General features: G+C 41.1%; 23 protein-coding genes, 1 pseudogene and 1 CRISPR repeat array. Of the genes and pseudogenes, 15 read left to right on the top strand and 9 right to left on the bottom strand.

Annotated features, from left to right (window positions below; genetic code table 11):
- The first annotated feature begins 121 nt into the window (after positions 1–121).
- The 6 genes from LJE72_RS06960 to LJE72_RS06935 all read left to right on the top strand — a co-directional run bounded on the left by LJE72_RS06960 (position 122) and on the right by LJE72_RS06935 (position 4608).
- Positions 122–991, top strand: a complete 870-nt coding sequence (locus tag LJE72_RS06960; RefSeq protein WP_229246902.1) for an AraC family transcriptional regulator — start codon at positions 122–124, stop codon at positions 989–991.
- An 88-nt stretch (positions 992–1079) separates the two neighbouring features.
- The gene (locus tag LJE72_RS06955) at positions 1080–1508 is read left to right on the top strand and encodes a pyridoxamine 5'-phosphate oxidase family protein (RefSeq protein ID WP_229246901.1); all 429 of its coding nucleotides are present in this window, start codon (positions 1080–1082) and stop codon (positions 1506–1508) included.
- Positions 1509–1737: 229 nt separating this feature from the next.
- A complete protein-coding gene (locus LJE72_RS06950; RefSeq protein ID WP_014902817.1) occupies positions 1738–1926 on the top strand; it encodes a hypothetical protein in 189 nt (62 codons plus the stop codon).
- Between the two features lie 45 nt (positions 1927–1971).
- Positions 1972–2373, top strand: coding sequence for a response regulator (locus LJE72_RS06945; protein WP_229246900.1), 402 nt, complete (start codon positions 1972–1974; stop codon positions 2371–2373).
- Positions 2374–2746: 373 nt separating this feature from the next.
- Positions 2747–3226, top strand: coding sequence for a MarR family transcriptional regulator (locus tag LJE72_RS06940; protein ID WP_229246899.1), 480 nt, complete (start codon positions 2747–2749; stop codon positions 3224–3226).
- Positions 3227–3372: 146 nt separating this feature from the next.
- Positions 3373–4608: an MFS transporter gene (locus tag LJE72_RS06935; protein ID WP_229246898.1), complete on the top strand. Its 1236-nt coding sequence runs from the start codon at positions 3373–3375 to the stop codon at positions 4606–4608.
- 94 nt (positions 4609–4702) lie between these two features.
- Here LJE72_RS06935 and LJE72_RS06930 read toward each other — a convergent pair whose 3' ends face one another.
- The 5 genes from LJE72_RS06930 to LJE72_RS06910 all read right to left on the bottom strand — a co-directional run bounded on the left by LJE72_RS06930 (position 4703) and on the right by LJE72_RS06910 (position 9954).
- Positions 4703–5575: a PhzF family phenazine biosynthesis protein gene (locus LJE72_RS06930; protein WP_229246897.1), complete on the bottom strand. Its 873-nt coding sequence runs from the start codon at positions 5573–5575 to the stop codon at positions 4703–4705.
- A 354-nt stretch (positions 5576–5929) separates the two neighbouring features.
- A complete protein-coding gene (locus LJE72_RS06925) occupies positions 5930–6811 on the bottom strand; it encodes a peptidylprolyl isomerase (RefSeq protein ID WP_229246896.1) in 882 nt (293 codons plus the stop codon).
- 52 nt (positions 6812–6863) lie between these two features.
- Positions 6864–8540 (bottom strand): CotH kinase family protein, encoded by a 1677-nt coding sequence (locus tag LJE72_RS06920; RefSeq protein ID WP_229246895.1) that lies wholly within the window; start codon positions 8538–8540, stop codon positions 6864–6866.
- Between the two features lie 17 nt (positions 8541–8557).
- A complete protein-coding gene (locus LJE72_RS06915) occupies positions 8558–9253 on the bottom strand; it encodes a DUF4956 domain-containing protein (RefSeq protein WP_229246894.1) in 696 nt (231 codons plus the stop codon).
- On the bottom strand, positions 9253–9954 hold the full coding sequence (locus LJE72_RS06910) for a polyphosphate polymerase domain-containing protein (protein ID WP_312038900.1): 702 nt from the start codon (positions 9952–9954) through the stop codon (positions 9253–9255). Before LJE72_RS06910 ends, LJE72_RS06915 begins: the two co-directional genes overlap by 1 nt.
- A 402-nt stretch (positions 9955–10356) precedes the next feature.
- Between LJE72_RS06910 and LJE72_RS06905 the strand changes: the two genes are divergently transcribed.
- From LJE72_RS06905 to LJE72_RS06885, 5 genes and pseudogenes are all read left to right on the top strand, one after another.
- Positions 10357–10668, top strand: coding sequence for a hypothetical protein (locus tag LJE72_RS06905; protein ID WP_229246893.1), 312 nt, complete (start codon positions 10357–10359; stop codon positions 10666–10668).
- Entirely contained in the window at positions 10640–11377 is a 738-nt protein-coding gene (locus LJE72_RS06900; RefSeq protein WP_282437864.1) for a response regulator transcription factor, read from the top strand. Before LJE72_RS06905 ends, LJE72_RS06900 begins: the two co-directional genes overlap by 29 nt.
- Before the next feature lie 11 nt (positions 11378–11388).
- Positions 11389–12819, top strand: a complete 1431-nt coding sequence (locus tag LJE72_RS06895) for a sensor histidine kinase (protein WP_229246892.1) — start codon at positions 11389–11391, stop codon at positions 12817–12819.
- Between the two features lie 93 nt (positions 12820–12912).
- Entirely contained in the window at positions 12913–13125 is a 213-nt protein-coding gene (locus tag LJE72_RS06890; protein ID WP_229246891.1) for a hypothetical protein, read from the top strand.
- An 8-nt stretch (positions 13126–13133) separates the two neighbouring features.
- Positions 13134–13306, top strand: a pseudogene (locus LJE72_RS06885) (M23 family metallopeptidase); the annotation flags it as partial.
- Positions 13307–13758: 452 nt separating this feature from the next.
- Here the strand turns inward: LJE72_RS06885 and LJE72_RS06880 are convergent.
- Positions 13759–16197 (bottom strand): heavy metal translocating P-type ATPase, encoded by a 2439-nt coding sequence (locus tag LJE72_RS06880; RefSeq protein WP_229246890.1) that lies wholly within the window; start codon positions 16195–16197, stop codon positions 13759–13761.
- A complete protein-coding gene (locus tag LJE72_RS06875; RefSeq protein WP_229246889.1) occupies positions 16164–16535 on the bottom strand; it encodes an ArsR/SmtB family transcription factor in 372 nt (123 codons plus the stop codon). The genes LJE72_RS06880 and LJE72_RS06875 overlap by 34 nt, the downstream gene beginning before the upstream one ends.
- Before the next feature lie 353 nt (positions 16536–16888).
- Between LJE72_RS06875 and LJE72_RS06870 the strand changes: the two genes are divergently transcribed.
- The 3 genes from LJE72_RS06870 to LJE72_RS06860 all read left to right on the top strand — a co-directional run bounded on the left by LJE72_RS06870 (position 16889) and on the right by LJE72_RS06860 (position 19786).
- Positions 16889–17029, top strand: a complete 141-nt coding sequence (locus tag LJE72_RS06870) for a hypothetical protein (RefSeq protein WP_229246888.1) — start codon at positions 16889–16891, stop codon at positions 17027–17029.
- A 172-nt stretch (positions 17030–17201) separates the two neighbouring features.
- Positions 17202–17615, top strand: a complete 414-nt coding sequence (locus tag LJE72_RS06865) for a MarR family winged helix-turn-helix transcriptional regulator (protein ID WP_229246887.1) — start codon at positions 17202–17204, stop codon at positions 17613–17615.
- A 308-nt stretch (positions 17616–17923) separates the two neighbouring features.
- Positions 17924–19786: a heavy metal translocating P-type ATPase gene (locus LJE72_RS06860; protein ID WP_229246886.1), complete on the top strand. Its 1863-nt coding sequence runs from the start codon at positions 17924–17926 to the stop codon at positions 19784–19786.
- Positions 19787–19872: 86 nt separating this feature from the next.
- Here LJE72_RS06860 and LJE72_RS06855 read toward each other — a convergent pair whose 3' ends face one another.
- Together LJE72_RS06855 and LJE72_RS06850 are read right to left on the bottom strand one after the other, a co-directional pair.
- Positions 19873–20139: a hypothetical protein gene (locus LJE72_RS06855; protein ID WP_229246885.1), complete on the bottom strand. Its 267-nt coding sequence runs from the start codon at positions 20137–20139 to the stop codon at positions 19873–19875.
- A 243-nt stretch (positions 20140–20382) separates the two neighbouring features.
- A complete protein-coding gene (locus LJE72_RS06850; protein ID WP_229246884.1) occupies positions 20383–20790 on the bottom strand; it encodes a LytR/AlgR family response regulator transcription factor in 408 nt (135 codons plus the stop codon).
- A 152-nt stretch (positions 20791–20942) separates the two neighbouring features.
- On the opposite strand from LJE72_RS06850, the gene LJE72_RS06845 reads away from it, so the two are divergent.
- A complete protein-coding gene (locus LJE72_RS06845; protein WP_229246883.1) occupies positions 20943–21272 on the top strand; it encodes a helix-turn-helix domain-containing protein in 330 nt (109 codons plus the stop codon).
- 442 nt (positions 21273–21714) lie between these two features.
- A CRISPR array of direct repeats spans positions 21715–22746; the repeat unit is 32 nt; unit sequence GTCGCTTCCCACTGGGAAGCGTGGATTGAAAT.
- Between the last annotated feature and the right edge of the window lie 67 nt (positions 22747–22813).

The following is a 22813-nucleotide window of genomic DNA, read 5'->3' as shown; positions in this document are numbered from 1 at the left end:
TGGAATATTAATCGCTTCTGTATATAATAATTCGATATGGGTTTTTATAGCATAATATTATGGTAAAATTAGCCTACAAGAATTTAAACTGCTCGACAGATTTTAGGTGGGAGAGATAGGTTTGGAGAAGAGATGGATAGAAATTTTAGGGCAATTACAGCCCATATCTCCAAGTACTGTAGACGCTTTTGTTACAGATAGTATGGGTGTTTTTATAACTAAGCAACCTATGAACTTTAACGAGGTTGAGCATATTCATCGAGGATATGAGTTCATTATTCCCTTTGGAGCTACCACCACCTATAAGTTTCACAAGAAAACTGTGAAACTTGAATGCAATAAAATCTTACCCGTAAATTCCGAACAGCCCCACATAGCCGTTGAGGAAACTTCCATTAAGACACTTATTGCTTTATTCCTGGATGTTCACTTCCTTAACAATATAGCTAAATCCATCTCCAACACTATGGAGTTATCCTTTGAAAACATTAGTTACGCTTACGATGCCTACCTCCAGAATATGCTAACAGACTTTGTTAACGAGTTAAAGTTCAAGCAATCTGGATATAACCTAATAACCCAAAGCATAGCCATCCAGGTAGGAGTCTATCTGCTTCGACATCTTAAAAGTAATTGTCTTCTTCCGGTTAATGAACGATCCTATGCCGAGAAGAAACCTATTGCCCGAGCCATAGACTATATTCATGCGAACTATCAAACAGACTTTACCCTAAATGACCTTGCTATGGTTACAAATTTGAGTCCGTACCATTTTTCGAGAGTCTTCAAGGCAGAAGTCGGAAAAACACCTATGAATTATATGTTAGATGTTAAAATCGATCATGCTAAGGAACTCTTTCTAAAGTGTAGGGATAAGTCAGTCACCGAAATTTGTTTTGAAAGCGGTTTTAACAACCTCAGCCACTTTAGTCGAACTTTTTTAAAAAAAGTTGGGATAACTCCAACTGATTTTATAAGGCAATCACAATAGCAAATATGGAAAAACAATAAGCAAAATTAGCAAAGACCTTCTTCTGATATTTTGGTAGAATATACAAAAGTCAAAAGGAGGTATAGAAATGGATTTTGGAGATTGCATTAGATTTATCACCGAGAGTCAAGCAACGTGTACCTTGTGTACTAACGATGGAGGTCAACCTAGGGGTAGGGGAATGGTTCCATTGTGGGTAAAAGAGGATGGAATCTATTTTACAACTGCCAGTTCTAAGAATTTATACTCTCAACTGTTAGCTAATTCTAATGTGGAACTTTGTTTTGTAACATTGCAACCTGTAAAGCATTTACGGATAACAGGCTGTGTAGAGTTTGTTGAGGATATTGTTTTAAAAACTAATGCTTTAGACGAAAGACCTTTTCTAAAAGCCCTGGGTATAAATACGGCAGATGATCCTAACTTTATTCTTTTCCGGGTGGGCAACGGAGAGGCTCATTTTTGGACATGGGAAGACAATCTTAAGGAAGCGGACATACCCAGAATTAGATTCTAGCTTTAGTTTTATCTGTAAGAACCGGTAATTGTACAAACCCGTGCAAATTGAGCATCGTTTTTAACGGTGCTTTTTTGGTTTCTTCTTATTCATCCTTGCTTGAATATGTAAATAAAAGAATATAGAATAAGGATTATATAATAATTATGGTAGAAAAAGAAAATTGTTTTCAAAAAGTTTCTTTCCTCTTTCAAAAGGGTTTTCCATTATTTATAGAGGCGGATTGAATATGAACAAAGATCAAATAGTCAGTATTTGTGACAATTTAATTGACCATTTAACAGTTCTTAAAGGATTTGTAGAACTGGGTAAGTTGAATAATAAAGTCAATCATTCACTAGTTATATTAGATGAAATAAATAGTATGGAAATAATGGTTACTGAACTGGTTAATAAATTACTATCGCTTGACGAATAACGATTACCATATTCTTATTTTGCTGGGCAAAGGAGGATGGAATTTTTGTTGGGGAATAATAGACATATTTTAGTGGTTGATGATAATTGTGGTATACGCCGACTTATGTGTGAGTTTTTAACTCAAGAAGGTTACTATGTTAAAGAAGCATCTGATGGATTAACGGCTTTAGGACTTGTTATGGAGGAGAAGCCTAATCTTGTGTTGCTCGATTTGAGGATGCCTGGATTAGGTGGTTTACAAACTGCGGATAGATTAAGGGATTTAGTTCCAGAAACAATAGTAGTAATTATGAGTGCTTACTTTGATGCACAAGATTTACAAAAGGCGGTCAAAGAAGGAAAGATTAAACACTTTGTAATTAAACCGTTTGAATTGACAGAACTAGGGGTTCTTATAAAAGATTTATCAAATAACGTTAATATCAACCAAAGCATAATTTCATAACCCTCATTGTGTTAGGAAACATGTCAATAATTATTTTAAACATATCTTACAGCTAAATAAGTAGAGTTAGATTATTATGACTAAGATTCGCTCAGTTCTGATTGGAATACAGAACAATGGTACATCGCTAATTAGTGGGCTTTATTTTTCCGTTAAACAAATGAGACAGTTCAATAAGGTAGGTAAATGTTTTGCCATAAAACCCCACTGTTTTGAAAGTTGTGAAATTAATTTTGAGATATTATCCAAGCCATGCAAAAAATTAGTGGGGCGATCAGCCGGAAGGATATTCGGGAAGTAGACGTGATTGTGTTGAATAGCAACAAAAATCTAAGATAATATGGTTAATGCACCAACGGGTGGGAGGACAGGCATGAACAAAGAAGAACTGGTCATAGCGGGTTTCAGGGACTTATTTAACAAGCTGGTTTGGCTTAATAAGTCTAAGATGGAAGACAGTCTCAAGGGTTATAAGTCTTCTGAAGTACATTGCATCGAATACATTGGAAGAAATGAAGATTCCAACGGGACTAAACTTGTAGAGTCCTTTTATATGACTAGCGGTGCCATAAGTAAAATGACTAAAAAGCTCATAAAAAAAGGCATTATCGAAAGCTATCAGAAGCCGGATAACAAGAAAGAAATCTATTTTCGCTTGACTCCGCAAGGGAAAGCAATTTATGAAATCCACGAGGAACTGCACAAAGAGTTTCAAGAGCGGGATAAGGCCGTATTTGAGCAGGTAACCGAGGAACAATTTGAAAGTATGCTTAGCTTCGTGGAAAAGTATAGCAGGCATTTGGATGCAGAAATAAAGAAACTGGGTGCAGATATTAAGTCGGAATCAATTTGAATAATGAAAACCACAGGCAGCCCAACTCTATTGAGAACAGGCTGCTTTTTCATTGCTATTATTTTTGTTGACAAGGAAGGAAAACTATAATAGGATTAATTATGCTTCCAAGGAAGCAAAAACACAACTCTTGAGGGGAGAATTTAATGTTCAAATTTAGATCACACAATGAACCAACCACAGAACCAACCGTCGATAAAAAGGCTTTAATATTCGGTCTTATGTCTGTGTTTCTTTGCGGAATCGGCTTCACGATCATAGCACCTGTCGTTCCATTCTTAGTGCAGCCTTATATAAGCAATCCGGGAGATCAAGCTATAGTTGTTACGCTGCTGACCTCTGTTTATGCAGTTTGCGTGTTTTTGGCGGCTCCCGGACTTGGAGCTTTAAGCGACAGATATGGCCGTCGTCCGGTACTCTTAATTTGCCTTTTGGGTTCCGCAATCGGGTACGTAGTTTTTGGCATAGGAGGAGCTCTATGGATACTATTTGTCGGGCGCATCATCGATGGTATAACAGGCGGGACCATAAGCACTATCTTCGCCTATTTTGCAGACATCATTCCTCCGGAACAGAGGACCAAGTACTTTGGGTGGGTGAGTGCGGTCGTAGGTGTAGGCACCGTCATTGGCCCAACTCTAGGCGGATTACTTGCTAAGTTTGGCTATTCTGTACCTTTGTATTTTGGAGCAATAATAACTTTATTGAATGTTGTTTATGGATTCTTTTATATGCCTGAGAGCCTTGACAAGAATAATAGACTGAAAAAGATAACCTTTACAAGACTCAATCCATTTACCCAGCTGGCAAACATACTTGCCATGAAAAACTTAAACAGGCTGCTTGTCTCAGCCTTCTTACTTTGGATACCCAACGGATCTTTACAGGCAGTTTTTTCACAATTTACAATCGATACTTTCAGTTGGAAGCCTGCCCTAATCGGACTCATGTTTTCAATTATGGGCATCCAAGACATCATTTCCCAAGGTTTGATAATGCCAAAGCTTTTGCTGAAACTTAGTGATGCTCGCATTGCAATTCTTGGCATGGTTGCGGAGATCATAGGCTACAGTTTTATTGCAGCATCGGCTTTGTTCTCATTCTATCCTCTTTTAATCGTTGGAATGTTTATATTTGGTTTTGGGGATTCGATCTTTGGACCTTCATTCAATGGGATGCTCTCCAAGTCTGTCGATTCCAGTGAACAAGGAAGGATTCAAGGAGGCAGCCAATCTATTCAGGCTTTGGCAAGAATGATCGGGCCGATCATTGGAGGTCAAATCTATGTATCACTAGGTCATGCCGCACCCGCTTTTATGGGTATGATCCTTATAGCGGCGGCAATACCGGTTTTATACAAGAGAACGCCTGTAACTATATAACCTGCCTGCTTTCTTTAGGAAAGACGAAAGGCCAGCATTTTTGCAAGTTGCAAAGTGCTGGCCCTTTGAGCCTGTGAGTCTTGCTAAGATTGAACTAATCTATGGCAACTATAATTGACGATAAATTTAATGCTTTCCCGCCAACTTTGACTCCTTTGATTTCCGTCCCATCAACTGCCAGAGAAACCAGTATTTCCGACGGTTTTTTCATAGAATAACCCTGTTCAACGTTAATATGTGAAGCTTGATTAAAATCGAGCTTGCCGTATTTATAAAGGTAACAGCCAAGAGCGCCGTTTGATGTACCTGTAGCGGATTCTTCCGGGATCTCAAACAAGGGGGCAAAGTTTCTGCAGCTGGCGGTAGAGTTGTTGATTGATTCAAGTGTGAATACATGATAACCGACTGCATTGTACTTTCGGCTGATTTCTCTGATTTTTTCAAAATCCGGTTTTATAGTGTGTAAAATATCCAAGCTTTTTATGGGCACTATGATATCCCTCAAACCTGTGGATACTATTTGAACCGGTAGATCTTCATGGATGCTGGCTGTTTCAATGTTTAATGAATCGGCGATTTCGCTCTTTTCAACGGTTTCAAAAAAAGAGGGGAGCGGCTGACCCATCATTATCGACAGGTCTTTCGTTATTTCAACTCCCAAAATTCCTGCTTTGGTTTCCTGCAGATAGCTGCCCGGCTTTAGATAGCCTAGAGCTGCCAAAGTATAGAAGGTTCCTATTGTAGCATGTCCGCATAGATCCACTTCTTCCCTCGGGGCAAAGAATCTTACCCTGAAATCCGCTAGATTTGATTTCAGAACAAATGCTGTCTCACTGAATCCGAGAATGGCAGCTACTTTTTGCATTTGTACATCTGACAGAAAATCAGCATTTGGAACTACTCCTGCCGCGTTACCTCCTTCGGTGGTTTTGGCAAATGAATTAATTGCATACGCGTTCACTTTCATAGTTGTTCCTCTCAATTCGTTAGTCTTTTTACTCGAAAAATTCGAATGGGAAAGTTAAATCACTTTGATACCTCTAGCTAAGTCGGAGGAAATTTTGCGAAAAAAATTAATGCAACAATTAATCGAGTTAAAACCACAGTGTTATAGAAGGGGAAATATTTCTGCTATTGATGAACTTAATGGTAATGAATTTACCAAAGATACTCTATCACATACAACCTAGTAAATAAACTTAACCGGTAGGGGTTGAGTCAAAGAATGTGCTCCTTTCTTTTGAATTTTCCATCCCCTAAAAGCAAATAACGAGGGGGCTAGCCACCCCCTCGTAGTCGATAGAATGAAGGTTGTACAATTCTAGGTCAAATAATTTTCGATAGTATACTCGGCTAAACGTTCTTGAAGCCAAGGATCAAATTCTGTCGTCAATTTTTGAGCTAACAAGATCTCTTTGATTTTATCCCTGCTTTCCTCAAGAGTGGCTGCCTTTGCTTCCGTTCTGGCTTCAATCTTAATAATGTGATATCCGTAGTCTGTCTTGACAGGATCACTGATTTGGCCAACTTCTAAAGAGAAGGCCACCTCTTCAAATTCTTGTACCATTTCTCCTTTAGCAAAGAAGCCAAGGTTTCCACCTAGCTCTTTGGTACTTTCGTCAGTTGAATATTGCTTAGCTAAGTCAGCAAAAGTCTCACCGGCTGTAATCTTTGCTTTAATCTCGTTGGCAAGTTCTGCGGTTGCCACTAAAATATGGCTGGCGTTTACTTCCTCGGCAACGTCAAGACTGTCTTTGTTCGTATCAAAGTATGCTTTAATTTCATCTTCAGTTATAGGATTTTGGGCTTCAAGCAGTCTGGTCATTTGAAGATTGGTCAGGATATTTGTCCTAAGAGTATCCAGAGTGATCCCATTTGTTGCCAGGGCTTGGCTAAAGGCTTCTTCACTATCAAAGGATGCTTTCACTGTGGCAAGTTCCTTATCAATATCCGCCTCAGTAACTTGGATCTTCTGTTTTTCGGCTTCTTGCTCAATGATACTCTGTTGAATCAAAGTATTTAAGCCATCACTGCCCCCTTGCTGAAGCAGAAACTCCTGTAGCTCCGTCTCAGAGATGGCCACCCCGTTGACCTTGGCAACAATGTTGTTTTGAGTAGCATAAACAGATCCGATTCCAATTACAGCAACTAAGAGGATGGTGAACAGCCCTACATAAATCGTCTTAAGTTTTTTTAATGTCATTGCTTTACTCCTTTAAAGTTGATGTTAGTTAGAATGTTCTTGTGCTGACCTATTAACGTTTGCGTTTAAAAAATGTTATAAACAAGCCGGCAAGAAGGAGAACAACCAGTGAAATCCCGGTCGTAATTAACTCGGTGACGCTGCCTTGGCCAATTGTAGAGTTCATATCACCGCCCATGCCGCCTCTGCCCCCCATGCCATTTGGTGGGCCGCCTTGCCCCCCTTTAGCAAATGGTGGCGCTTCATTTTGTTGGTCATTAGGCTGTTGTTGCCCGATAGCCTGATTTGGGTCAGTCTGTCCCTTAGGACTCTGCTCCACTTGTGCCGGGGTGTCCGTGTTTTGAGCGTTGGCCACGGGCTGTCCTTCTGGTGCGGTTGGTTCATTCCCTTGGGCATTATTTTCTCTTTGCCCCCTGCCCATAGCACCTCCGCGACTGTCACCACTACCTGAACCGTCTCCCGAGGAAGGAATTGTTCCCTCAAGCTGCTGGGCGATAGTTTGAACATTAGAGGTATTAGAGGCTAGTAATTGAGTTACCCCTTGCTCATATTCTTCGTAAGTGGAGAAGGCGGAGGGATCCGCCATGACATAGGGCTCGATGAGCTGAGTCAGTTCTTGCACTCTGGTTTGGAACTGGGCATCAGACAAGTAGCCTTCAATAGCTTCACTAAGCATTTCATGATAAGTTGCCTTATATTCCTCCACTTGAAGCAGCTTAGCTATAAGGGGTCTTTCAGATAAAGCACCTTGCGTAGGCTCATCAATTAAGATATTAGATCCCCCAAATCCTCCGAAGGCCATATTATAATCCCAAGGCAGTATGGAAAAGACGCCATCATTTTCATACAAATAATAATTATGCTTGTTTTGGCCCAAGTAGCTATCCATATTTGCGCTGAGCACGTTAAGAGCAACATAGCCAAGTGCTTCTTCCACATCCAACACCTTCGCGTAATCGCTGCCGTTATTGAGTTCATTCAACATGTTAATCAGGCTATCGTTATCCGACGACTTTGATTTCTCGACCAGGCTTGAATAAGATGAAACATCCTCTCCCAACCAGGTGAGATCACTGCCTGCGCCATTCATTTCGGCCTTGTACAATTCACCGGTGGTATTATCGTAATTCCGCTCCAGGTAGGCATCTCCGATCTGTTCCACTGCGAGATAGAAGCCCCAGAGCTCGTCATTGACGTAGATATTGACGTAAGAGTATTTAGGGGTCGGCAGTCCCATTGCCTCGGCTAATTCATAGGTGAGGAATTCTCGCAAATAGGAGGCATCGCTGTACATGTTGTTGAGGTTAATTTTAGAGAGTCCAGCCAAGGTCTGATTGTCCATATATTCATCGAAGGACAGCTTAAAGCTATAACGCTCGGAATCTGACTGGGAAATACTCCGCAGGGAGGAGTTGCCTTTGGCACGTATGCCGATATTATCAAGCTTTATGCCGTTATATTCGACAGAGGCGGTTTTGAATTCCTCCTCTGTGGCATTTTCTATGAGATTTTGAAAATCATTGTCATCTATGGTGATTTTCACATCGACGACTTTGTCTTTGGGAAACACTGTTTCGTCGAGGACAGCGTTGTTGTCTATAACTTCTGAGTTGCTCGTCGAGGCCTCGGAAGTATAATTTTGGGTGAATCCTCCATTACTCATGACCCCGATAATCAAGAGGATAACAAATCCGAAAAGAAGAAACGGTACTGGGAGTTTGAACTTCATTCCTTAAACACCACCGATCATGATACAAAATCTCCGCTGTAGCTGATGAGTACAGCGTCTTTCACGCCAACAAGTGCCGAAATTTCGTTGACAAAACTACTTTCTTTATCTTTAATTCGAACTTCAAGAGTTATTTCAAGATTGTTTGAGGATACGTTTTTTTGTTTCAGATTATATCGTTTGGCATGTTTGTGGACTAGGCTGAGAAGGTTTTTTTCGCTCTCGTCGCCGTCGCAATTAACCACTAGCAGGTAGGGGGTTTCGAAGGAGGACTTCTTGATAAAGATAAACATCACTAAGCCAATCATAATGGATCCCATAATGGCCAGGGAATAGAACCCAGCCCCCACAACAATGCCTGCGGCGGCACCCCAGAAAATAAAAATCAGGTCGGTAGGGTCTTTAATGGGAGTTCGAAAGCGCACAATACTGAGTGCACCGACCATACCGAGGGAGAGGACCAGATTTGAATTGATGGCAATGATAATCATGGCAGTCACCATCGTAATACCGATTAAGGTCACATTAAAGCTCTTCGAGTATAAGACACCGCTGAAAATTCGCTTGTAAAGCAGATAAATGAAGAAGCCGACAAAGAAGGCCATGGTCATGGTAATTAGGACTTGAGAGATGGCGATATCGGAAACAAAATTACTCATGACAGAGTTTTTAATAATATCTGTAAAGGTAAGAGCCGCTGTATCAGTGTTCATTATTGGTCCTCCCATGAATTTAATTTAATATATTTTCGGCAGATTACATATTTCGAGGCAGACTGACGCTGCAAGCCCTCCAACTGTAAGACATTTCGAATAGGGCTGGGTAAATACTCATCGTATTTAACTTCCAGGATAATGTGGTTTTCTGACAAGGCCCGAACCATACTCAACTCTTGATTGAAGACATCGGTGCGCTGCAAACCACTTTTCAGGTCTTTATCAAAGGTGATGCGAACATTACCTTGCGGCTGAATATAAGGCTCTCTGACATAATCGACAATCACTTTTGGGCGCAGCAATTTATGAGCCATTTCATTGTGCAATTCCAACAAAAACGGGTTGCTCGGGTTCTTAAGTCCCTGATAGTCCCCGGCAAGGATGTTGTCAGTCATTTCTCTGGTGAGTGACTCTTTGACTTTGGCAATATAGTCCCCGTTCTTAATCTTTTTTTCAAAGTGAATCACCTTGTCTTCTAAATTATAGATGCGGATCCGGTATTTCTTACGTTGACTTATCCCTCCCAATTTTTCAGCAAGGGCCTTGTTGCCGATGTCATCAAAGTATAAGCTGCGAATATGGTACTCTCCGGTAGGACCGACGTGCTCATCTTGTTCCATCAGGTTTTTAAGGCGCTGCCGCAGGGTGTAGTATTGATGAAAATTAACAAAGAATTTTAACTCATGACGATATTTGATAGCTTGGTTCAGTGTTCACACCTCGTTTCTCCTCATGTGTAATGCTTCACTGGGATATTGGCATTATAACTAAGATTGCTGAATTGGAATTGAGGATGAACTGAATGTTTGCTGAAGGAAAGCTCTCAACCCTCCTATGATTTTGAAAATCATAGGTCTTTTGTTTTTGGGAGTCGTATTACATTTAGCTACAATTCTGTTGTGCAGTGGGTAACTTGTTTCCGAATTGTAATATGGATTGTCAGGGAGTATAAACACTAGATACGAACATTTTCCATTTATTCAATCAGTGATTTAGTAATTCAGATAATCGAAGTTTAACAAAAATGTTAAAAACCCGTTAACTCCATGTAATCCTCTTAAGATATAATAGAGTTATTGATTGATAATGGGGGGGCTACAATGAAGAAGAAGGCACTAATGATATTTATTGTTATCACATTATTTGTTGCAGGTCTTTTTTTAACACAAGCCTTTGCGGAACCCCGTCCTTGGCAAGAAAATCTAAATGTTAGCCCAATCCAAGCCCAACCTAATCCCTCTTCTACAGCTGTCCCAGATAAAGGTATACCTGATGTTAAATCAGCTGCCTCTGATATCAATGGATCTTGGTTCAGTCCAATCAATCCAAACTATCAGCCGGAATATTATTGGTATAGAAGTCCTCACGATGATAGTTGGAGTAATGCTTATAGGAATTGGTGCTGTCAATAGTATAGAAGGGGGAGATACATTGAACAATAAGGTTTTGATAGCAGACGATGATGATCGGATAAGGGAAATTGTGTGCCTCTACCTTGTAGCAGAAGGTTTTGACGTCTACCAGGCAGAGGATGGAAACAAAGCATTAGAGATGGTTCGGAAAGATAATCCGGATATTATCATCCTCGATTTGATGATGCCGGGATTAGATGGTTGGACGGTCTGCAAGATATTAAGAAAAGAAACCAAGATTCCTATTATCATGCTAACAGCCAAGGGAGAAGAGAATGATCGAGTGTTAGGGTTCGATTTAGGGGCTGATGATTACGTCGTAAAACCGTTTAGCCCGCGTGAACTCAGTGCCCGAGTCAAGGCTGTCCTAAGAAGGCTGGAAGGGGAAGAAAGTAAGGAACATATCCTTGCTTACCCTGGTCTCAAAATCAATCAGATAACTCGTGAAGTTGAGGTTGATGGAATAAATATAAGCTTAACGGCAAAAGAATTTGAATTGTTGCATTGCTTGGCTAAACGACCGGGGCAAATCTATAGTCGAGATCAGTTACTCAACATGGTCTGGGGATACGATTACTGCGGAGATTCCCGTACTGTTGATACCCACGTCAATCGCTTAAGATCCAAGCTGGAAAACCAGGTGGGTTACAGTGACTTTATACAGACAGTTAGAGGGGTGGGTTACAAATTCGAATTAAGTGGTCATTAAGAAATAGCTTAGTGAGTAAGCTCTGGTTGGCAATTGTACTTATAGTACTAGCGGTTTATCTGTTTTCCGTTGTGATACAGGCTCAGCAGATTACTTCTCTGGTGTATAATCAACAAGCGCGCTTTTTTATCAATGAGGCAGAAGAAGTCATAATATTGTTTAACAAATATGAGAACACTCAGAGATCGATTATCAATGATAGATTGGATATTTTGACTAAAGTCTTAAGTGCTAAAACTACTATTATGGATACCGATGGAAATACTTTGTACGGTCAAACATCTCAAGATCAATCACCAAGCAAATTACTTTTAGAGCCAGGTTTTAGAGAGCAAGTCCTCAGTGGCAAAAATGTTGTATTTGCCGGTAAGATTGCTGGGGTCAATGAAGAGCTGTTTCTTGTGGCTGTTCCATTAATTAAAGATAATAAGGTTATTGGTTCGGTAGTTATCTATAGCCCAATTGCAGGCATGAAGCAGCACGTTAACAATATTTTGGGAATTACTCTTATAGGAGCATTAATAGGGATTGTATTAGCTACTGTGTTAAGTATATTTGTATCGCGAAAGATGATCCGTCCCCTTGCAAAAATGGAAGAAACAGCACGTCTAATTACAGAAGGTGAGATCGGCAGGCAAATTCAGGTTACCTCGGAAGATGAGGTGGGGCGTCTTGCCCGATCGTTTAATCGCATGTCGACTCAACTTAAAGAAAAAATCGAGGCTATCGAGAGGCTTGACCGTTTGAGGCAGGAACTACTTTCCGATGTCTCACATGAGTTACGCACTCCCTTAACGGTTATCCAGGGTTTTTCCGAGGCAGTGTTGGACGGGCTGGTCAAGTCGAAGGAACAGGAGAATCTCTATCTAAGCAACATTATTGACGAATCCGAGCGTCTCAGGCGACTGGTGGACGATTTACTCGACTTAAAAGGAATGGAAGCTGTTAAAAGCTTTGATGAAATGGAATATGTGGTTTTGAATAAACTCGCTCAAATCACCGTTGAGCGTTTAAGAAATATGGCAAATTCTAAAGAAATCACTTTAACGCTAACTGCACCAGAGCAAACTATTACCGTATGGGGAAATATCGATCGCCTCAAACAGGTTCTTACGAATTTATTGGACAATGCCATTAAACATTCGGAAGCAGGTGGTGCAGTAGACGTAGAGTTGGGTATTAAAAATAATTATACTTATATCTCCGTGAAAAATTCCGGTTCCGGTATTCCTCAGGGAGAGCTTGAAAATATTTGGGAAAGATTCTATAAAGTCGATAAGTCTAGATCTAGGCGTGGAACCGGAACAGGCTTAGGGCTTTCTATCGTTAAAAAAATCGTTGAAATGCATGGCGGAAAAGTATCGGCGGAAAGCGAACCCGGGCATGGAGCCGTCTTCACCCTTTATTTGCCCCATCTGAACGAGCTTAGCGATCAAAAATAATTAACTATATAACAAAAATGTTAAGAATTCGTGACGTGGTCGTTAAATAACAACTCTATACTATGCTTAACAACTTAGAAAGGAGAGAACAGAATGAAATTATCAAAAATATCCCGAGTATTTTTTGTATGTGTTGCTTTACTTACGGTGGGGGCATCTACTGCCTCTGCAGCGCCAGCTTATCCGCAAATGTACCGGACGGCTCAACCAGCAGACCCTAATCAACCTGGACAGCAGGCTCCAGGTTATGGCTATGGCAACGGTTACGGCTGTTGTGGCGGTTATTACGGAAGCTGGGGCGGGTAAAGGATTAACGTTATGCCCATTCTTCGAAACTTTTGTTTCTGCCGGACAGACGGTTTCTTAGGGGCAAACGATTGGATTAGTGGGTTCAACTAGGCGTTCTAGCGGGCCGCACCTTCATTTTGAAGTTGTTGTCAATGAGGACACTGGAAATTCTTTGGATTATCTGCGTTACTACGACTAACTTACAAGATGATCCACAAATAAAAGCAAACTTGAAGACGAAGTTTTGCTTGTCCTCTCGTTTGCTTTTTTTATCACGAATCCCCTCTATAAAGTCTTTTACCTACTCTGAAAAAAACCCTATCAGACCCCAAAGGCAGCTTCTCGCACAGGAGTGAAGGATTTTACGGAGAGGCGCTAAAGGCCACAAAGCTGACCTGGGAAGCGCAGCCACGGGTTCACTTCGGTATTACCCTGAGGTTTGGCGGAGCTCCCAGGTCAGCGCGTGGGCGAGCCTCGGAGTAACTGAGTAAACGGATGTGCGAGAAGCTGCCGACCCCCAACGACCCCATGTCAGGCAGACAATTCAGTCATGAATGATTAAGTGTAATGATTAGAATCTCATGTACTCAAAGTCGGCTGTTTGAATATTCGTTTATGCAAGTTTCGGAACTAATGACTAGATATCTCAACCTAATTATTAGTTTTTATTCTCATCAAGCGCATGCTATTTAGTATTACGATTAAAGCTGCGCCAGTATCACTCAGGACCGCCATCCACAAAGTAAGCCAACCTGGGAAAATTAACAGTATGGCAGTTAGTTTAACGAGAAGGGAAAACCAGATATTTTGCTTAATAATCTTGAGCGTTTTTCTGCTTAGCTTGATGGCGTGTGGAAGCTTTTCCAGATTATCCGCCATAAGAACAATGTCTGCGGTTTCCATAGCGGTATCAGTTCCTGCTCCACCCATCGCTATTCCAATATTTGCAGTAGCTAATGCAGGAGCATCGTTAATACCATCACCCACCATTGCAATAACTTTCCCTTGGTTTTGAAGCGCTCTAATCATAGTTGCCTTATCTCCAGGAAGTAATTCAGCGAAGTATCGATCAACTCCGGTTTCTGCGGCAACTTTTCTGGCAGTTCCTTCATTGTCACCTGTTAGCATAAGAATTTGCTCAATACCCAGATGCTTTAACCTTTGTAAAGCTCTAACGCTTACCTCTCTAACAAAATCGGCAACTAAAATTAAGCCTAGTATTTCTAACTGAGTTCCTACTACAACAACCGTATTGCCTTCATTCTGTGCGTCCTCAATAAGGCTTTGTAAATCAGAGGTAAGAGATAACCCCATTTCTGTAAATAGGCTCGGTTTACCAGCATAATATCGTGTTTCTTCTATGGATGCTTCGGCCCCTTTCCCGACAATAGCCTTAAAGGAATCTGCTTGCTGGCCGGAAATATTATGTGCTTTAGCATGATCTAATATAGCTAGCGCAATAGGATGTGTGGAATATTCTTCAATCGTTCGAGCAACACCTAAGATCACTTGCTCTGAAGCATTTATTGGAACAACTCGTGAAACTTTTGGCTTGCCGGCGGTAAGAGTACCGGTTTTATCAAAGGCAATGGCTTGTACAGTACCCGCAACCTCTAAGGATGTTCCACCTTTAATTAAGACTCCGTTTTTAGCCGCATTCCCGATCGCTGATACTATTGCGACAGGAGTCGAAATTACTAATGCACAGGGGCAGGCAATTACGAGTAACTCTAAAGCTTTGTAAAACCATTCATGCCATGTGCCCAAGGCCAACAAAGGTGGAATAACCATGGTTAACAGTGCTAAGAGAAAAACAATGGGTGTATAAATCTTGGCAAAACGATCGACGATGGCTTGGGTTTGGGCTTTTTTCTCTTGGGCTTCTTCGACAAGGTGAATTATCTTTGAGATTGTAGTATCTTCGATCAACTTGCTAACTCTGACTTCGACTGAACCGTTCTCATTAATGGTTCCTGCAAATACCGTATCTCCTGTACTTTTGTCCACAGGAATAGATTCTCCGGTAATCGGAGCTTGATTAATACTTGAAGTTCCTGAGATGATTTCGCCGTCTAGGGGTATCTTTTCACCAGGTTTTATTACAATAATATCCCCTATCGAAATATCTTCAACGGATACGCGGGTCAGATTTTGGCCGATTTTTAACCATGCTTCGGGCGGGGCCAAGTTCATTAAGCTACGAATTGAATCTCGCGTTTTATCTATGGTTCTAGTCTGGAGGGTAGTACCCAGTGAAAATAACCAAACCACTGTTGCGGCTTCCAGCCATTGCCCAATGATCGCTGCACCAAAAGCAGCCGTGGTCATGAGCACATTCATGTCTAATGACTTGCTTTTAATACCATAAAAAGCGCTTTTTGCGGGTCTATATCCCCCGGTTAAAATCGATACCATGTACATTATCAGGGAAAGATACTCTGGAACTCCAGTTAATTTGGAGCAGAGATAGCCCAATAGTAGGAAAATACCAGAGAATGTACTTAAAGAGACTGGGGATTTTTTAGCAACTGATACCGGCATATATGTCTTATCTTTGGTTCTTGAAATTAAAGTGGCTTTAAAGCCTGATTTGGACACTGCTTTAATAATTTCTTCAATTGTTATATCATGAACTATTTGCATCTTACCGGTAGAGAAGTTTACATTTACTTCTTTGACTGTTGGTAATGTTCTTAGATACTTCTCAAGCGTCTGGGCACAGACCCCACAATCCATGCCTTCAATACGATATTCCAGGATATTTCCGGTTAATTCTTGAATATCGATAAGATTTTGATCTGGAATCTCGCAAGAACCATTATGATCGCTACAAGAACTGTTGTTTGAAGAGTTAGTGATGGGGAATGGAGTTATTGGTTGTGTTTTAACTGAAGAAGTATGCAAAACAGTAAATTCAACCCTTTTATGACTCCTTTCTAAGTTTTCCAAGGGTTGACAACAACTGCAATTGGAATCAAGAGGTACTTCTGCCTGTGATAATATCTGAAACTGATTTTCAGTGTCTTCTGATTGATGGCTAGTAGAGATCTCCTTTTTTAAGGAGATATTTTTTTCCTTTTGGTTAGGCATTTCAACTCACTCTTTCCGCAAAGGCATTGGTCGTTTTTATCACAGGCCGCTACTTGCTGTACCACATCACCTAAGACAGTATCAAACATAGTCAGCAAGCTTTTGACTTGTTCATCGCGTAGGGAATAATAGACAAATTTCCCTTCTTGACGTGCGGTGACGATACCGCATCCTTTTAGACAGGCTAGATGTTGAGAGACATTAGATTGGTTTCCCTTGATTTCGCCCACGATTTGAAGCACAGTTTTCTCTTCGATCTGTATGGATTCTAATATCTCCAGACGAGTTCGATCGGCAAAACCCTTTAAAAACTTGACTTTAATGTCTAAATAATCCATGTACATAACCTCCATATATTAGTGCGCACTAATATCTACTTGAAATATTAGTCCAAACTAATATGTTTGTCAAGATGTAATTAGTAATTGAGCTGTTTACCAAGAAGCTTACGCGCGTAAGTTTCTTGGTACAAGCCCGAAAGAAAGAGCCCGCTCTTGATGATTTATATTGAGGTGAAGATCTGTCAAGCTGCGGAGAAATAATATCATGCCAATGATGTATGAACCGATGCTTTGAATTCAAGTTTTCTGTATTTGAGATTAGCACTGAAAGATATTTTATTTTCCAGAACAGAAGAAAGTCGCCTGAATTTCCGTCTATATAAGAAATGACGTGAAAGGGTGATGAGGAAATGAAACGAAGGATTTTTATAGGGCTGATTATCATGACAGCGGTCATCACCGGGTTGCTTGCCGGCTGCAGTTCCAAAGAAGCGCTCAGCACTCTGCGGAGAAAACATTTTGGATTAGGGCTGAGACAATCTTATCTTTGACAGTTTAAAATCATAAAAAGCTTGAAAGCCCTCGCAGTTGCAAGGTGTTCAAGCCTTTTTTTATGACTTGTTTCCGAATTGTAGTATGTATTGTCAGGGAGAGATATTTTTAGTATAATACATCTTGAATACCAAACAATAAGATACTATAACTAAATATGGAGGATGGCTTATGAGAGAGGAATTAACCAATGAACTTTTATTTTTCTTTAACGGGTTTTCGTCTTGGGAAAATTCAATAGTACGTGCCAGTGATTTAACAATTTCAGAGGCTCATGCTTTAGAAGTATTAGGGGAACACGAAAAAATAAATATGAAATCTCTAGCTCAAAAACTTGGAGTCACTACGGGAACTACGACGGTTACAGTCGACAGGCTTGAGAAGAAAAATTTTGCAAAACGTGAATCAATTCAGGAAGATAGACGGGTTAACTTAATTGTATTAACAGAAAAAGGGAAGAAGGCTTTTGAAGAACACCATAACTACCACATACAATTAACAGAACAGATGGTCTCAGTTTTGAGCGAAGACGAAATAAAGCAATTTAATGATACCCTTAAAAAGATCAATATGGAGACTTTCTAATCTGAGCCAGTAAAGTCTATACTCAATTAAAACAAAACCATTCTAGTCGATTTTTCTTTTACATATCTGCAAAATTGCTGAAACATGGCTTTTGGGAGGGATTTTTTTTGCCTATATAGCTTGAATTTCAAATAATAAGAAAGTCTTACTAAAGTTGAGGGGCTAATGATTTCAGAACTAACTAATGAACTCTTATTGCTCATTATCTGAGAAAATTCAATAGAATCTACTCAGGAAGATAGAAGGATTAACATAATTGTTTTAACTGAAAACGGTAAAAGAAATAGGTATCTGAAAGGATGATATAGATGATAAAACTATTGAAAGACGAGGAAAAAAGGACAGTCCTATTCCTTGCAATATCGTTCATTTCCGTGGTAATCAGCTTCTTAAATGTAGGGGATTTACCCTTTGATGTTGCATGGTTGGCAATTTTATTGTGCGGGATACCGATCATCAAGGGGGCTGTTGTCGGCCTCGTTACAGAATTTGATATAAAAGCCGACGTACTGGTAGCCATCGCCTTAATTGCCGCGGTTATCATAGGCGAAATTTTTGCCGCTGGGGAAGTCGCCTTTATTATGGCAATCGGTGCGTATCTGGAAGAACGAACTGTGTCAAAAGCCCGAGCAGGTATTGAAAAGCTGGTGCACCTCACTCCTACAACGGCAAGGGTCGCCAGGAATGGGGACGAGGTTATTGTCCCTGCCGAGCAGGTCAAGGTTGGGGATACCCTCCGGGTGCTTGCCGGCGAAACCATTGCTGTAGACGGCATCATTATCAACGGTCAAACCTCGGTTAATCAGGCAGTGATGACCGGAGAGAGCCTGCCGGTTGACAAGAGCGAGGGGGATGAGGTTTATAGCGGCACGGTCAATCAGTACGGCACATTCGAAATGAAGGCTACAAAAGTTGGCGAGGACAGCTCCTTACAAAGAATGATAAGGCTGGTACAGTCGGCGGACGCCGGCAAAGCGAAGATTGTCGGGATTGCGGACAGATGGGCTACCTGGATTGTAGTTATTGCCTTGCTTTCGGCCGGAGCCACCTGGTTAGTGACCGATGAAATAATCCGCGCTGTGACCATCTTGGTGGTATTTTGCCCTTGTGCATTGGTGTTGGCAACGCCAACAGCTATTATGGCCGGTATCGGTAACGCCACGAAATTTGGTATCCTGATCCGCGAAGGCGACGCCTTGGAAAGACTATCTGCGGTAAAGCGAATTGCCTTTGACAAAACAGGCACCCTCACCTATGGAAAACCTGACGTCGCAGCCGTCGAGAGCTTTGATTCCAGCCTGACTGTTGCTGAATTGCTGTCTCTGACGGCTTCCGCAGAGCTGCGTTCCGAGCATCCATTAGGAAAATCCATTGTCACTCATTACACGCTTGCCTCTAACCCATCCCTATCGGAACCCAGCGATTTTCAGATGCTTGCGGGGCGCGGTGTTTCCGCCCTAGTAGACGGCCGCAGGATACTGGCCGGGAATGCAGAACTGCTGGGTGATAACTCTATCCTCTTACCCCCAACCATGGTAGACAAGGCGGATACATACAGAAATGACGGCTGCACCATCATCTTTGTATCTGTAGACGGCGAGCCTTCGGGTTTTATCGCCTTGTCGGACACTTTGCGGCCCGATGCTGTGAATGTAGTTAGGAAGATTGAGAAATTAGGGGTTAAGAACGTCTTGTTAACGGGTGACAATCGCCAGGCTGCGTCTCATATGGCAAAAATCGCAGGAATCCAGGATATCCATACCGATTGCCTGCCAGAAAATAAACTGGCTATTATCGAAGAGTATCAAAGCAGCGGCGAATTGGTCTGCATGGTAGGCGACGGTGTAAACGATGCGCCTGCCCTAAAAAAAGCCCATGTAGGCATTGCTATGGGAGGCATCGGCAGTGATATCGCCGTGGAAGCAGCCGACATTGCCCTGGTCGGTGACGATATAAAAAGCATTCCCCATTTGCTTGCTTTAGCAAAACGAACGATGAATACCATCAAGTTCAATATGGCCATATCCATGGCCCTGAATTTTGCCGCTATTATTCTGGCCATGGCAGGGGTTCTCGGACCTGTTGTGGGTGCCCTGGTACATAATGCCGGTTCAGTCGCGGTGATTATCAATTCATCCTTATTATTACACTGGAAGGAGAATAAAAAATAAGCCCGTTGATTTTTGCCATCCATGGTTCCACTTGAGTCTTCAAAGGGTAAAACAAAAAGGAGTCGTGGACAACTCCTTCAAACTTTCTATTTTATTTTGCGTACATGGGCTGTTTCCATTTGCAAGATTTCAATTTTAGTTTCGATTCTTTCGAGGGCACAGATAATAGTATCATTTTTCTCATTTTGTATTTCGCGAGCATCATATAATGCTTTAATTTTATAGCCTAAATCATTTTCGACATGTGTTTCAATTTTTTGGACTCGAGAGGTTAATTCTTTAAGTTGGAAATTAGTATCGGTTTGGTTTTCAAGGATCTTTGCAAGAAGATCCATTACCTTATCATCCAACACTATCGCCTCCTAATGAACAGCTTATCGCTTTTGCAAGATAAGTCAAGGAGAATTTTTAAAAAGAACTATCATTCATGGAATAATGGCACACCCAGAGGATGATTAAAAATTGCCCTGTTTTGAGGTCTGACTAATCTTGATTAGTCATCTCAAAACAGGCGATTTTCAAACTGTAGACTGTGAAATTTCTCCCTGTACGCCATTGTTTGAACATAGAGTTCTTCTTAGTTCGAGTTACGAATATTACATAGACAAGGATCGATTGAAGATGAAGGAAGCCAGAACCTTGTCCAATATTTCATCAATACTTTCCTGGGTACCGGGCTTGCATACTACCTGTAAAGGCTGGACCTGTCTGAATTGATCATAATCATCTGCAGATGTCACAAATACTATGTTGCATGTTGACAGGGACTCGGATTGCCGGATTTGCTTGGCGGTTTCGAGACCGGTCAGCTTTTTCATACTATTATCAAGAAAAAGAAGGTTGAAAATTATCCCATGTTTATTAACTTCTTCGAGAAGTTCTTCCCCACTGCCAAATTGAGAAATGTGAAATAATAGTCCCTTTTTTTCTTCATATAAATGAATGTATGCCTCCAATAAATGACGACACAACGGCCTGTCATCGCAAATGCCGATAGTCAGCAAAGTATCTCCCTCCAAAGTCTAATTAATATACAACTGAAAAGGTATTTGAACCATTTTATATCTATAAAAATACAAACACAAGTGTATAAATACCCTTGTAGTTTGTTAAGAATAATATTTGTAATTGATAAAGTTAAACAGGGTGATGAAATTTGGAGATTAATTATAAAGAATTAGGAGAACGGATTGCGAAAAGGCGTAAGGTATTGAACCTGACCCAGGATGACGTCGCAGAAGCCACAGGACTTAGCAACAACCACATTTCCAATATCGAAAACAATCATTCTATTCCCAGCATTGAAACATTGCTTAAAATATGTGAGGCCCTGGACGTTACGCCGGATTACCTCCTGCTGGGTATTTTCAGACAAGCGAAGGACAGCCTGCTTTCTCAAATTAATCAAAAACTCAAGCTGTGTGATGAGAAAAAGCAAGAACTGGTTGATCATTTTATAAGCTGGCTAGTTGATGAAAAACTATAGTTTCAGCTAGGAACTTCCGGGGAAGTTGGCATGGGATCTGAGGATTCCGCAGAGCGAGGCGATTATCAAGAAGAGTTTAAAACACTCCATGATCCTTGGCATGATTTTTTCAGACTAATGGGTGTGTTTTACGGATAATGAATATTGTTGGATGAAGATATTCTAAATATTGTTTGAGGATGTATCAAGAACCCACCAAGGAACAAGGCTTTGCAAGTATTTATGTCGAAGTTACATGTCAGGAAAGGAGAATGAGGTTACGAAAATCATTTAGTGCGAATGGGTAGTGAACATAAAAATGTCGGGAGATTCGCACCGAGAAATTATGAAGATTTTGCTGAAACATGGATAAATATTGGATCTGTGATTGTAGTGTGTGGCGAAAAGTTTGTTTAATTAAACAGGTATCTCTATGGGAGAGAAATTTTTTATTGTTTTTGCTGTCGCTTCCCACTGGGAAGCGTGGATTGAAATCTTTGCATTTATTATCATTGCTCCATCTATCCATGGTCGCTTCCCACTGGGAAGCGTGGATTGAAATGCTTATATTTTGCCTTATGACAAACGCCTGGCCTCGTCGCTTCCCACTGGGAAGCGTGGATTGAAATAAGTTCTCCATCCTCATCAACTTTAGGATTTTCAGTCGCTTCCCACTGGGAAGCGTGGATTGAAATCACTCAGCTTCCAGCTCACTCACAATCTTTTCTAGTCGCTTCCCACTGGGAAGCGTGGATTGAAATTATCTAACGATGGTGATTCATCGTGTGCACTACCCGTCGCTTCCCACTGGGAAGCGTGGATTGAAATCATCATTGACTTGGAACTTTACTCCGGCAAGCATCGTCGCTTCCCACTGGGAAGCGTGGATTGAAATCTCATGTTAACTTTTTGGCAATCTCGTATATGACGGTCGCTTCCCACTGGGAAGCGTGGATTGAAATAGTTGCTTATCTTGATATGCTTGATTCATCGAATAGTCGCTTCCCACTGGGAAGCGTGGATTGAAATACTCCTTTTTAGTTTAAATCTTCAAAGCCGTTCCAGTCGCTTCCCACTGGGAAGCGTGGATTGAAATAAATATGCTTGTTTTCTTAATTTGATTTATTCGCGTCGCTTCCCACTGGGAAGCGTGGATTGAAATTTAATCAAACTATAATGTCTGCGTTGGCGTGTTTGTCGCTTCCCACTGGGAAGCGTGGATTGAAATTACACCCCTTGAACCTAATCAGCCTTACAGTATGGTCGCTTCCCACTGGGAAGCGTGGATTGAAATTATTCTCCTTTTTACCATTAGGTTAATGTTACAATGTCGCTTCCCACTGGGAAGCGTGGATTGAAATACTCTATAAGCACTTCCAACAATCAACCATCGAGGTCGCTTCCCACTGGGAAGCGTGGATTGAAATTTATATAGTCTGAGATAGATTTATCGTTGATGGCTTGTCGCTTCCCACTGGGAAGCGTGGATTGAAATTTAAAGCAAGTGTGCCTTAGTCTATGATAAGTCAGTCGCTTCCCATGGGAGCGTGAAATCTCCCTAG

This window comes from Desulfosporosinus shakirovi (assembly GCF_020595055.1).
GTDB lineage: Bacteria > Bacillota > Desulfitobacteriia > Desulfitobacteriales > Desulfitobacteriaceae > Desulfosporosinus > Desulfosporosinus shakirovi.
The sequence above is the reverse complement of the archived record's forward strand: the minus strand, read 5'-3'. Positions and strand labels throughout refer to the sequence as shown.